Source organism: Sphingomonas sp. PvP056 (genome assembly GCF_040549155.1).
GTDB lineage: Bacteria > Pseudomonadota > Alphaproteobacteria > Sphingomonadales > Sphingomonadaceae > Sphingomonas.
On record NZ_JBEPST010000009.1, the window covers coordinates 24621 to 38208 of the forward strand.

Annotated in this window: 6 protein-coding genes and 1 tRNA gene; 3 read left to right on the forward strand and 4 right to left on the reverse strand. The window is 65.8% G+C overall.

Features of this window, described 5'->3' with window-relative positions; genetic code table 11:
• Window positions 1-124: 124 nt before the first annotated feature.
• The 3 genes from ABIC17_RS18250 to ABIC17_RS18260 are packed head-to-tail and all read left to right on the forward strand — an operon-like array spanning window position 125 to window position 3895.
• A complete protein-coding gene (locus ABIC17_RS18250) occupies window positions 125-1129 on the forward strand; it encodes an SDR family oxidoreductase (protein WP_354284291.1) in 1005 nt (334 codons plus the stop codon).
• Complete coding sequence (locus tag ABIC17_RS18255; protein WP_502958499.1) at window positions 1126-2952, forward strand: glycoside hydrolase family 15 protein; 1827 nt, start codon at window positions 1126-1128, stop codon at window positions 2950-2952. The genes ABIC17_RS18250 and ABIC17_RS18255 overlap by 4 nt, the downstream gene beginning before the upstream one ends.
• Before the next feature lie 49 nt (window positions 2953-3001).
• Complete coding sequence (locus ABIC17_RS18260; protein ID WP_354284293.1) at window positions 3002-3895, forward strand: SDR family oxidoreductase; 894 nt, start codon at window positions 3002-3004, stop codon at window positions 3893-3895.
• Between the two features lie 112 nt (window positions 3896-4007).
• Here ABIC17_RS18260 and ABIC17_RS18265 read toward each other — a convergent pair.
• From ABIC17_RS18265 to ABIC17_RS18280, 4 genes are all read right to left on the reverse strand, one after another.
• Window positions 4008-4081: transfer RNA gene (locus ABIC17_RS18265), tRNA-Gly, on the reverse strand.
• A gap of 129 nt (window positions 4082-4210) precedes the next feature.
• Window positions 4211-7267 carry a glycosyl hydrolase family 28-related protein gene (locus ABIC17_RS18270; protein ID WP_354284295.1) on the reverse strand — a complete coding sequence of 1019 codons (3057 nt, stop codon included), beginning with the start codon at window positions 7265-7267 and terminating at the stop codon, window positions 4211-4213.
• An 85-nt stretch (window positions 7268-7352) separates the two neighbouring features.
• On the reverse strand, window positions 7353-10394 hold the full coding sequence (locus tag ABIC17_RS18275) for a TonB-dependent receptor plug domain-containing protein (RefSeq protein ID WP_354284297.1): 3042 nt from the start codon (window positions 10392-10394) through the stop codon (window positions 7353-7355).
• A gap of 57 nt (window positions 10395-10451) precedes the next feature.
• Window positions 10452-13508 carry a glycosyl hydrolase family 28-related protein gene (locus tag ABIC17_RS18280; RefSeq protein ID WP_354284578.1) on the reverse strand — a complete coding sequence of 1019 codons (3057 nt, stop codon included), beginning with the start codon at window positions 13506-13508 and terminating at the stop codon, window positions 10452-10454.
• Window positions 13509-13588: the final 80 nt, after the last annotated feature.

Below are 13588 nucleotides of genomic sequence, written 5' to 3' on the forward strand. Positions count from 1 at the left end.
CCCGGCGCTACCTGCCAATTTGCAGGGATATGGTTTGCCTTGGCGGCGTTTGGTTCTTCTCCGCACCGAGCGTTCAACGTCGGCCAGCAGGTCGTGCGGTCAAAACCAATATCATGGAGCAGACATGGCCAAGACGATTGTCGTTACCGGTGGCAGCGCGGGCATTGGCCTTGCGATCGCACAACGGTTTGCCGGAACGGGCTGGCAGGTCGCGATCATCGCGCGGGATGCCGATCGACTTGAAGACGCCCGCAAGATGCTGTCGGGCGGCGGCGCGAAGGTGCTCGCGATCAGCGCCGATGTGGCAGACGCAGATGCCGTCGACCGCGCCGCCGATCGGGTCGCGGCGGAACTCGGGTCGATCGACGCGTGGGTCAACAACGCGATGTCGACCGTGGTCGCGCCGGCCGATCGGATTACCGCAGCAGAATATGCGCGCGTGACGGCGACGACGTACCTCAGCCAGGTGCACGGCACGCTGGCGGCGTTGCGGCACATGAAACCTCGCAACCGTGGCGCGATCGTGCAGATTTCGTCGGGACTCGCGATCCGCGCCGCGCCGTTGCAGGCGGCGTATTGCGCGGCCAAATCCGCGGTGACGGGATTTACCGATTCGCTGCGCGCCGAACTGATCGCGGATCGCAGCGCGGTGTCGCTGTCGATCGTCTATCTGCCCGCCGTCAACACGCCGCAGCCGACCTGGGCGCGCAATCATAGCGGGCGCGAGCAGATCCTGCCCGATCCGCTGTTCGACCCACGCCTGTGTGCCGAAGCGGTGTTCACCGCGGTGACCAAGCCGCAGCGCGAGTTCTGGGTGGGGCGCTCTACCGCGATGATGGCAATCGGACAGTCGCTTGCGCCCGAACGAGCCGACCAGCAGGCCGCTACGATGATTGCGGACATGACGGGCGAGCCCGTGCCGGATCGTGCGGGCAATCTCGATCAGGCAGTGCCGGGCCCCGCGCAGATCGACGGCCCCTGGCCGGAGCGGGCCAAGTCGACGCGCACCGAGATCTTCTCGAGCCGACAGCGCGATTTGCTCAAGGCGGGAACGGCCGGGGCATTGGTCAGCGTCGGTCTTGCAGCGGGCTATGGAGTGTCGCGCTTGCTGCCACGGACGCGTTCGTGACGGGGTTACTCGACGCGGTGCGACCGCGCCCGGTGCAGCCCGTTGAGGGAGGAACCCGGGTCGACGGGTATCTGGCACTCGAGGATTATGGGGCGCTCGGCGATGGCCGTTCGGTAGCCTTGTCCGGGGCGGATGGGTCGATCGACTGGTGGTGCGTTCCCAATCTCGATTCCCCGCCATTGTTCGACCGCTTGCTCGACCCGGAGGAGGGGGGGCGCTTCACGATCACGCCGGTTGACCCGTTCGAGGTCGAGCGTCGGTACTTGCCCGACAGCAACGTTCTGGAGACGATCTTCACGACTGGCCGCGGGCGGGCCCGTCTGATCGAATCGATGAACAGCGGCACTGCCGGCCGGTTGCCCTGGGCGGAACTGGCGCGGCGAGTCGAGGGGCTCGACGGCACGGTTGCGTTCACGGTCGAAATGCGCCCGGGACGCCGGGCCAACGGCGCCAGTCCGTACCAGTCGACGATCGGTCGGCATTCGGTGTTTCATGTGGGATCGGTGCTGGGCCTGTTCCTCCACACCGACGGCTTCACCGCAGAGCGTGCCGACGAAGCAGTCAAGGGAACGCTGACCGTGACGCAGGGACGGCGCGAGGTCCTTGCGATCGTCGCCGGCGAGGGCGAGCCGCTGGTCGTGCCGAAGCTGGCCGATATCGACGATCGGATCGACGTGTCCGATGCGGAATGGCGAACCTGGTCATCGCGCGTCGCCTATACGGGCGAGCAGCGGCCTGCCTTTATTCGCAGCGTCCTCGCGTTGAAGCTGTTGCTGTTCTCGCCGTCGGGTGCGATCGCGGCAGCGGCGACGACGTCGCTTCCCGAGGGGATCGGGGGCACGAAGAACTATGACTATCGCTACGCCTGGATCCGCGATGCCGGATACACGATCAAGGCGTTTCTCGCCGCCGGCGCGCAGGCGGAGGCCAAGGCGGCGTTCACCTGGCTCCTGAAGCGGCTGGCGGAGAAGGACGCGCGCGTCTGCTACACGCTTGGCGGGGAATTGGTGCCGGATCTCACCGAGATCGAAGTCCCCGGCTATCGACGGTCGCAACCGGTGCGGATCGGCAATGCGGCGACCGACCAGCACCAGCACGGCATCTACGGCGACATCTTCGAAACCGCGTCGTGCTTCGTCGGGTGCGGCAATATTCTCGATCCTTCGAGCGCGGAGCTTCTCTCGCATCTCGCCGACCAGTGCGCGGATGCCTGGCGCAAGAAGGATGCCGGGATCTGGGAGCTGGAAGAGCCGCAGCATTACACGATGTCGAAGGTGAGCTGCTGGCAGGCGCTGGCCCGTGCGGTCGAGCTGGCGGACGAAGGGCAACTGCCGACGACATGCCGCGACCGCTGGGAGCGCGAACGCGACCGGATCGCGGACTGGATCGAGGAGCATTGCTGGTCCGAGAAGAAGCAGGCGTTCGTCTTCTACCCCGGCAGCGACAAGCTCGACGCATCGCTCGCGCTTGCGGTCCGGTTCGGGTTCGACGGTCATGACAAGCTCGCCCGGACGCTCGACGCGATCGATGCCGAACTGGGCGCCGGACCCTATCACTATCGCTACAGCGGCGTGGACGCGGAGGAGGGATGCTTCCTCGCCTGTACGTTCTGGATCGTGGAGGCGCGTGCGTTGCTCGGCCAGCGCGACCGCGCGCAGGCGGCGCTACAGGCGATCACCACGGCGCTCGATCGGGGTGTCGGCATCCTGACCGAGATGGCCGATCCGAAGACGGGGGCCTTCCTCGGCAATCTTCCGCAGGGCCTTTCGCATCTGGCGCATGTCATGGCGCTGGACGTGCTGGCGCAGCAGGACGCGTGCTGACCGCGCGGTCCAATTTGACCCTTTCCCAATCACCCTCAGGAGACGTCTCATGACCGATCGTTTGATTATGCAGGACCCGCGCACCCAATATCCGCGCCCGCCCTTCCCACGCCAGCCGCAGCCTACGCCGGGGTTGGCCGCCGAAATGAACCCGAAACCCGATCATGGCGAGACGAGCTATGTCGGGTCGGGCAAGCTCAAGGGGCGCAAGGCGCTCATCACTGGCGGGGATAGCGGCGTCGGTCGTGCGGCGGCGATCGCCTTCGCGCGTGAGGGGGCCGATGTGGCGATCTCGTATCTCGAGAGCGAGCAGTCCGACGCCGCCGAGGTCATCGCGCTGATCGAGGCGGAAGGCCGAACGGCGCTCGCGCTTCCCGGCGACATTACCGACGAGAACTGGTGCCGCGAGATGGTGGCCAAGACGGTCGACGCGCTGGGCGGCATCGACATTCTGGTCATCAATGCCGCACGGCAGAAGTACCGCGAGGACGTCTCGCAGGTCACGTCGGACGATTTCGACCAGACGATGAAGACCAATCTCTATGCGATGCACTGGATCGCGCAGGCCACCGTGCCGCATCTGCCCGCGGGTGCCAGCGTCATCACGACGGCGTCTGTGCAGGCATACGATCCCTCGGCGATCCTGCTCGACTATGCGACGTCGAAGGCGGGCATCGTCGCCTATACGAAGGCGCTGGCCAAGCAGTTGCTCGAGAAGGGGATCCGCGCGAATGTCGTGGCGCCGGGACCGTTCTGGACCGCGTTGCAGCCGTCCGGTGGGCAGCCGGCCGAGGCGGTCGAACAGTTCGGCGCCAAGAGCGCGTTCGGGCGTCCCGGTCAACCGGTCGAGCTGTCGGCGGTCTACGTGTTGCTCGCCAGCCAGGAAGCAAGCTTCATCAGTGGCGAGGTTTACGGCGTCACCGGCGGTGCGGGGGTCGCCTGAACTCGGGCCGACCGGCGTTGTCGCCAATGTCGGTCGGCTTTTTTACCCGCTGCCGGCGGGATGGAGCGAAAGCGTCGCACGTGAGCGCAACGTTGCAGGGTCGGCGAGGAATTGGAGCGGGTGAAGGGAATCGAACCCTCGTCACTTGCTTGGGAAGCAAAAGCTCTACCATTGAGCTACACCCGCATATCGAACTGCGTCATTCGGATCCGACGTGAAACCACGTGGGAAGGCGACCGAGCCATCGATGTGCGGGCATTGGCACATTCTGCGGGCGGAGGTCAACGCCTACTGCGCAGTTCGCGGCACGCTAGATCAGTCCGCCAACCCGACCCGATAGACCGCATGATGTGTCAGCACGTACAACGTCCGCCCGTCCGCTCCGCCGACGAGCAACTGCAAGGGACGCGCGGGGATGTCGATCCGCCCGAGCGCCGAACCGTCCGCGCCGTAGACGAATACCTGGCCGTTCGCGACGTACACTCGGCCCCGGGCATCGACCGCGACGCTCTCGCCACCGCGGTCTGCGAAGGGCTTCAGGTCAACGACCGCACCCTGCGCAGCGACGCGACCGCGGTAGGTCCTGTTTTGCGATCCGTTGGTGACGAACACCGGCGCGCCCACCGCCGCGGTGGTGAAACCATAAGCATCGAGCGAGTCCGAAAAGCGCCATCCGCGGAAGGTCGCCGGGCCTTGCTGGAACGTGCGGTAGGCCGGCAGTGCCAGACTGCCGTCGGGGGACACGTATTCCAGCGGTTTGGCGGCCCCCATGTCGCGCGCGTACATGTCGGCGAGCGTCGGATAGCTATAGTCGGCGAGATCGAGCTGATCCCTGAACTCGCCATTGGCCCAGGTGTTGACCGGTAGCACGCTCGCCGCTTTCGAGTGCGGGACTGTCGGCGTGGCGGCAATCGGCGTGATCGCGCCATCGCGCGCTTCGGGGTTCAGGCTGAACACCGTTCCGTTGCGTCCCGTCGAGGACAGCACGAGCAGATGGCCCGATGCGTCGACCGCAAGGTTGACCGCATCGAGCGCGGCATCGCTGACGATCGTCAGCCCCGTGTCGGGTGCCCAATGATGGATGCGCTGTGCGTGATGGTCGACGAAATACAGCGATCCATCCCGCCCGACCGCGCCACCGGATGCGGAATAGAAGCCGTCCGCGATACGGTCGACCTTGGCGTTGGCATATGGTTGCCCTGTCGGAAATGCGCTCACGGCGTCGGTCACGTCGAGCATGGCGAATTCGCGTTCGCGGACCTCCAGCCCGCTGGCGCTGTCCTGGATTGCATTGTCATACGGAAACTTGCTGACGCGGAGGTAGGTCGCACAACCGTTCTCGTCGCAGGTGCCCAGACCGCTCTCCGCATTCACATGGACGTTGCGAAAGCGGACCGTATTGCGGCCGTACAGCCTGACGGCGGTGGGGGCGGGCTTGAGCGAGCGCGTGACGCGATACGCGTGGTAATTCGCGATCAGGACATTGTGGGAATCGCGGATCTCGAAGGAGGTCGCGTCCTGGCTTTCGCCCGCTTCCTCCTCGGTCTGCGGCGCGAGGAACTCCCAGTTGGCGGCATGGTCTAGCACGAATTCGCTGCGGCCGTGATGCTCGCTCGACATCTGGTAGACGTGGCCCGGCGTGCTGGTGTCCGATACCAGCATCCCCGCGGTCGCATAGGTGCTGGGGGTCCACACGTTGGCGAACGTCCCGCCGCCGCCGCGTGTCACCCACAGGCTCGGATATTGCGCGTCCCAGCGTTTGGCGGGGTCCGCATCGCCGGTGTGGTTGGCGTTATAGGGATCGAAGCGCGTGCCGTCGGCAAGGTTGGTGCCGTGGCCGCCCTGCAACTTGACGTCCTCGACCAGCGATTGTTCGCCCGCCATCCATAGCAGGGCGGTTGCACGCGGATTGATCCCGCCGGTGGCAAGGCCAAGCCCCGAGACGATCGCATCGCCGCCGCGTGCGCTTTCGATCAGTGCCCTGGGTGCGCCGATCCCCTGGAAAGCAGCGGTGCCGTCGGGGAGGATGATCTGCGTCAGGCTCGGGTGAAGTGCGACCAATACGGTGTCGGGTTTGAGCCGCAGCGTATCGGTGACGACATAGCGGCCCGCCGGGAAATAAATGGTGCGATGCGTATCGATCGCGCGCTGGATCGCCTTGGTGTCGTCGGTCCGGTCATCGCCCTTGGCACCGAGCGTGCAGACGTTGTTCCACGCGGTGGTCGGCGGCAACGCGCGGATTGCGGGCGGCGGCGGCGCAGGGAGCCGCGGGATCGCGCTTGCCTTCAGGACGGTCTGGTAGCTGCCGCTCGTGCCAAGCCCGGGGACGCTCAGCCCGTAATTGAACGAGGCGACCCGGTATGTCCTGCCCGTGCCCGCGACAGTCTTTCCGCTGTCGCGAAACCGCGCGAAGACGGGCGTCGCGCGGGCGACGGCATTTTCGAAGCCGATCTGCGTGAAGACATTGCCCTCGTTGCTAATGACGACCGCGGCGTTGCGAACGCCGTCGAAGTGGACATTCTTGCCCCACAGCCAGTCGCCATAGCCGCGGTCGATGTCGATCGCGGTCGGCATGTCGCGGAAGGACACGTTGACGAGCGTGAGGTTCGCCTCATGCTCCCGGATGGCGGCTTCGCGTTGGCCGTCGAAGCTCGAGTCGAGCAGCGTGAACTGCCAGGCGGGTGAGGGCTTTTCGGTCAGAATGCCATAACGACCGCCGTGGAAATGCAGGTCCTCGGCCTGATTGGCGACCTGGTAGATCCCCGCCAGACCCGACCCGATGTGGAAATCGATATGCGCGAGATAGGCGTGCTGTGCGGCGTGGAAGCGGATTGCGGTGGCGGCGGGGTTCCCCTTGCCGATGACGAAATCCACGTTCGACAGCGCGGGGTAGAAGGTGCCCGGGTTGGCATCTGCGATCCGCGGGTTGAAGGGCACGCTGCCGGGGGGCGGGAAGGGCGTGCGATAGGTTGCCGCCGTATCGACCGCGCCGGGCTTGGCGCCGGCGAAGATTACCATGTTGGCGAGGCCCTTCTGGAACCCCGGCGTGGCGTTGCCGAGCGTGATCGCCGGGCGAGTCTTGCCGACCCCGAAGACGCGGACGCCCGGCCAGACGAAGATCGTCCGGCTGATGCGATACCGCCCCGAGGGCACGAACACGATCCCGCCGCCGCCCTTGTCCGCGGCGGCATCGATCGCGCCCTGCAGCGCGGCCGTATCGTCGGCGTGTCCGTCGCCGACACCCGCCACCGTCACCGCGCGCGGATCGTCCGGCGCGGTCGTATAGACCGATGGGGATGCCACTGCCGGCGCTGCGACGCACGTTAGCCCGGCCAGCAGGAATGCGCGGAACGGAAGCGATCGGCGGGGCATGGCCTATCCTCGAACGAAAATGTCCCGGCCGACGGCCGGGACGAAGCTACGCCGCGACCACCGGCCGCGGCGCGGGGAACGGAGGCTAGAAGTTGTAGCGGGCACCGACCCGGAACAGGCGGCCGAGCGTGTCGTACAGGCCCTGATTGACGTCGATGCCGGTGTTGGTCTGCGGCGACGGGGTCGGATCGCGATCGAGCACGTTCGAGATCTTGAAGTAGACGTTCAGCTTCTTGGTGATGTCGAACGCGCCGCCGAGATCGAGATAGAATGCGCCGCGCATCGTGTTGTTGTCGATCGTCGGATGCTGCGTGTTCTGGAGTGCGGTGCGACCGACCGGGCAGGTGCCGGTGCTACACACGACATATTCGTTGCTGTAGACACCGTCGCTGAACCAGCGTTGCTGCAGGTTGAAGCTGAACCGGTCGGTCGACCAGGTCTCGATCGCGAGCAGCTTCCACGATGGTGTATTGCCCGCGTTCACGCCCGCGCCCTGAGTGGGGATCGTGCCCGGCACGCCCGGATCGGTGATGAAGTTGCGGACATTGGTGGCCAGCCCCCGCAGCTCGATCTGGCCGGGGATGCTGAGCTTGTCGAGCCGGGTCCGGTAGCTCGCCTCGATGTCGAAGCCATCGGTGAAGATCGACGCGAGGTTGAACGCCTGGAGATTGACGTACGGCGTGCCGGTCGCGGGGGCGAGATCGAACGCGCTGCACAGCGAGGTCACCCCGTCACGGCAGAGGTTCACCTCCTGCTGCGCGTTGAGCGTAGAGATCACGCCGTTGAGCTTGATCCGGTAGTAATCGAACGATGCGCTGAATCCGGGAAGGAACGCCGCGCGCGACAGCACGATGCCCGCCGTGGTGTTGCGCGCGATCTCGGGCTTGAGCGCGGTGTTGCCGATTGCGTTCTGCAGGATGGTCAGCGCGGTCCCGGTAAACGGGTTGGTGAAATTGGGGATCGTCGTGGTGATCGGCGCGGCGAAGAGTTCGGACAAATTGGGCGCGCGCACGTCGCGGGAGGTCACCGCGCGCAGGCGGATGCCATCGATCGGTGTGTCCCAGGTGCCGCCGACCTTCCACGTATAGACCGTGCCCGACGTGCTGTAATTGGTCACGCGACCGGCAACGTTGAGGTTGGCGCTGCCAAGCTGTTCCGACTTGAGGAACGGCAGGTTCACCTCGAGGAAGCCCTCGGCGACGTGATAGCTGCCGCGGCCATTGTGGTAATTGCCCGCGTACCAGTTCGCCCCATTGGTCGAGAGCAACGGATCTGCGGGGTAATCCGCGCTGTACGGGCTCTCGTCCGACACGCCGTTGCCATAGGGATCGCCGACGACGTGGTAGAATTCGTTGCGATATTCCGCACCCGCAGCGAATGACACCGGGCCGGCCCAGAGTTCCAGCGGGGAACCGTTGAAGGCGAAGGTGAACGCGTCCTGCGTCTGGCGGGTATGCTGCATCGGGCCGTTGGCAGGGGTGATATAGGCGAGCGCTGCCGCGCTCGGCGTGGCACCGCCGATGATGTTGATCGGCACGCACCCGTTGGCCCGCGCCGTCGCGCTTGCGCAGACGATCTCGCCGTTGAGACGGATCGCCTGGATCGCGGCATTGTAGCGCGGGGTCAGCGTGATGTTCTCGACGTTGATGTCGGTGATGTTCTCACCGTGCTCATACGACACGTCATACGACCAGTCGGTCCCGAACACCGGCAGCTTGCCCGCCGCGCCACCGACGAAGCGATACTGCTTGCGCGAGGGGTAGACGGTGATGTTGCGCGGCAACTGACCGTTGCTGGTGCCGAACTGGAATTGCGTGATCCCCGCGGTGGCACAGGCCGCCTGAATCGAGGCGGGAACATACGGGTTGGAACATTGCAGCGTCAGCCCGGACTTTGTTGCGCCGGGGTTTGGCTGGTTCATCGTATCGACCTGCGCGATGTTGACGGTCGCGTAGATCTCGTTGTTGGCATCGACGTCGAAACCGATACGCCCATAGCCGTTGTAGCGATCGAGGCGCGACTGGAGCGTCGTGCCGATCCCGACGTTGCCGGACAGATCGCCCCCGAGGCAGAACCCGCCCGCCGAGAAGCAGCCCGAGACGGTGCCGGCCGCATTCTTCGCGGGCACGCCGTTCGAACCGTATTGGAACTGGAACGGATTGCCGTTGACGTCGAACGCCGTGCCTTGCAGCGGTCCGGCGCTGATCAGGCCGTATTTGGTGTATTGATACGCCTGCGCATGATCGCGGACCAGATATTGCGGCGACCCGTCGTTGGTGACGTTGCGATTGACGAAGGTCGTCGTGCGATACCACTGCCGCCCGTTCGGGGCTGCTTCGCCAAAGCCGCCGGCGGGGACCCCGTCTTCGTGATCATACTCACCACTGAGCTGTACGTGCAGGCGATCGTTGAAGAAACTCTTGCCGATGGCGGCCTGGAACAGGCCCTGCTTGTTGTCGCCGTACGTCGTGATGCCGCCCTGCACGTTCGCGCGAAAACCGACGAAGCGCTTGTCGGTTATGAAGTTGACGACGCCGCCGACCGCATCCGAGCCATAAGACGCGGACGCACCGCCGGTCACCACGTCGACGCGCTTGATCAGCAGTTGCGGGAACAGGCTGATGTCGGGAACGCCGGTGACGTTCGCGCCGACGACTCGTTGGCCATCGAGCAAAGTCAGCGTGCGGATCGTCCCCAGACCGCGCAGCGAGAAGGAGCTCAGCCCCTGCTGGCCGCTCGACGTGCTGTTGGTGCCGGTGGTGACGCCGCTCGATCCCTGTAGCGAGGGCAATTGCGCGATCGTCGTGAACACGTTGGGTTCCGCGTTGCGCGCGATGTCGGCGGCCCCGATCATCGTCGTCGGCGTCGGCGCGGTGAAGCCGCTTGCGGTGATGCGCGAGCCCGTGACGACGATGTCGTCGCTCGCCTGCGTCGCGGCGGCGGCGGTGTCGCTGGGCAGCGATGCCGAGGGTGACGGCGTTTCGGCCGGCGTTGTCTGTTCGCTCGGCACCGTTTGCGCGGTGGCTGGCACCGCGAGTGCGACCGCGATCAGGGATGCAAGGCTTGCGCCCAGGAGCATGCCGCGGCGGCGTGCGGCGGAAGGAATGTCCTTTGCGATGATCTTCATGTTAGTCCCCACCCCGTTGTTTTTGTTGCTAATTGTTATGTTTGATAGACCCGTCGTTCATATGCGCACCGAGTACAGCGAATGGTGCGTCAGGATGAACAGGGTCCGCCCGTCCGCCCCGCCGAAGATCAGTTGCAGCGGCCGCTCGGGCACGTCGATCATGCCGATCGCGCTGCCGTCCGCAGCGTGGACGAAGACCTGTCCGTTCGCGATGAACACGCGGCCGTCCTTCGCGACCGCGACGCTCTCGCCGCCGCGTTCGGCGAACATCTTGAGGTCGGTCAGCGTACCACCCGCGCCGACCAGCCCGCTGAGCGTGCGCCCTTCGGATTCGTTGCTGACGAACACCCGCTCGCCGACCTTGCCGCGGACGAAGCCGTAGCTGTCAAGCGTATCGGAGAAGCGCCAGCCGACGTGGTCGGGCGCGCCCTGCTGCCACACGCGGAACGCGGGCAGGACGAGGCTTCCGTCGGGCGAGACATATTCGCGCGTCTTGGCCGTTCCGGCATCGCGCGCGAACATTTCGCCGAGGGTGGTGAAATGGTCGGTCGCGGCGTCATACTGGTCGCGGAACTCGCCGTTGTCCCACCAATTGACCGGGAGCAGCGTGTCCGCCGCCGGATGCGACGCGGTGGGCGTGGTCGGGATCAGCTGGACGTCGGTCTTGGGGCCGCGCGGATCGAACGCATAGACCGTCGCCTCCGCGCCCAGTGACGACAGCACGAGCAGCTTGCCCGAGGCATCGACGGCCAGATTGACCGGGTCGAGCGGAACGTCACGGACGGTTTCGAGCCCGGCGCCTTCGCTCCAGCGCAGGATCCGCTGGAAGCGGTGCTCGACGAAGTAGAGCGCGCCCTTGGCGTCGACCGCCGCGCCCGAGATCGAGAAGAACCCGTCCTCCAGCTTGCGCACCGCGCCGATGCCGGGGATCGCGGATGTCGCTGCCGCCACGACCGGGGTTGCGGGCAGGTCGAGCCTGGCGAACTCGCGTTCGCGCAACGCGACGTGGCGGGTTTTGTCGACGATCGCATTCTCGAACGGGAATTTGCTGGCGCGGACATAGGTGCCGCAGCCCGCCGCCTCGCAACTGGCGAACGCGCTTTCGGCGTTGATGTGGACGTTGCGGAAGCGGATATCGCTGCTGTTGGTCAGCTGGACCGCGGTCGTTGCGGGATGGTAGGTCCGCGTGACGCGATAGGCATGATAGTTGGCGAACATCAGGTTGCGCGAATTGCGGATGTCGAGCGACACCGCGTCCATGCCTTCGCCGACTTCCTGTTCGGTCTGCGGGGCGTGGAATTCCCAATTCTCCACACCGTCCAGGACGATCTCGTTGCGTACGTGATGTTCTGCCGACAATTCAAAGACATAACCGGGTGTCTTCGTATCGGATACGTAGAAGCCGGCCTGTGCAAACGTGTTGGGGGTCCACACGTCGGCGAACGTCCCACCGCCGCCATCGGTGACCCAGATGCTCGGATATTGCGCGTCCCAGCGATTGTCGGCGACCGGGTCGCCGCTGCGCGCGGCCTTGGCACCGAGCGATAGTCCGTCGGCTGTCGGAGATCCGCCCCCGCCCATGATCTTGACGTCGTCGACCAGCGAGGTCGCGCCCGACTTCCACAGCAGTGCGATGGCGCGCGGGTTGATCCGTCCGGTGAACAGTCCGAGCCCCGACACAATGTTGTTGCCGCCACGTGGCGTTTCGAGCAGCGGGACGACGCTGCCGGGACCGGCATGGGCGGGGTTGCTGTCGGGGAGCACCAATTGCGTCAGCGCCGGGTGGAGCCCGAGCAGGACGCTGTCGGGACGCAGCTTGATCGTTCCTGTCACGCGGTAGAAGCCGATCGGGAGATAGACGACGCGGTGGGTGTCAATTGCGCGCTGCAGCGCGGCGGTGTCGTCGGTCTTGCCATCGCCGATGACACCGAGCGTCTTGGCATCGGTCCATTCGCTGACCGCCGGGATTGCACGAATGGCGGCGGGTCCGGGCCGGGGCATTGCGCGCAACGGTTCGATCCGTGCGTCGGTGGCGATCGTGCCGGTGGTGCCGAGCGCAGGGACCGCGACGCCGTGACTGAATGCGGCGACCCGGTAGGTGCGCCCCTTGCCGGGGATCGTCTTGCCGCTCTCACGGAACTGCGCGAACACCGGCGTGTCGGTCGCGACCGCGTTGTCGAAGCCGATCTGCGTGAAGACGCTGTTCTCGCGGCTGATGACGACGCCCGCGCGCGATACGCGTTCGAACCGGACGTTCTTGCCCCACAAAGAGTCGCTGTAGCCGGGGTCGATCTCGATCCCGACGGGTGTGTCGCGGATCGCCACGTTGATGAGGGTGAGATCGACCTCATGTTCGCGGATCGCGGCGTCGCGTTGCCCGTCGAAGCTGGAATCGAGCAGCGTGAACTGCCACGCAGGCGAGGTCTTTTCGGTGACGATGCCGTATCGCCCGCCGTGGAAGTGGACGTCTTCCATCACGTTGCCCGCCTGATAGACCCCGGCGAACCCCGACCCGAGGCGGAAGTCCATGTGCGTCAGGAACGCATGTTGCGCGACGTGGAAGCGCACTGCAGTCGCCGCCGGATTGCCCGCGCCGATCTCGACATCGACGTTGCTCATCGCCGAATAGAAGGTCGCGGAATTGGCATCGCGAACGTCGTCGCGCGGCGGGACGATGGTGGGGACGGGAACGGGGACCTTGCCGACGTTATACTGGTCGCCACCGGTGAAGACGACCATCGTCCCCACGCCCTGCTGGAACCCGGGCGTTGCGTCGGCGAGCACGAGTACCGGACGCGTGCGGCCTACCCCGAAGATGCGGACGCCCGGGGGAACGAGGATGCTGCGCGTGATGCGATACCGCCCCGAGGGGAGGAACACGATCCCTGCACCCTGGCCGCTCGCGCGACGTGAAGCGTCGATCGCTTGCTGAATCGCGGCGGTTGCGTCGGTCTTGCCGTCGGTCGGGGCATTGACCGTGATGGCGTTGGCGTCCTTTGGCGCCGACGCAAGCGTCGACCGGGATGAAGGCGTGGCCTGGGGAGGCGCGGCAAACGCGGTGCACGGCAGCAGCACTGCCGCGGTCGTCACCAGCCAGCGTCCGGTATGTCTCATCACGTCGCCGCTCTCCTCGACCAGCGCCTGCGTGGCCGGTTTCGTGCGGGATAGGCCGGGGATTGGCGCGTGACATCCGC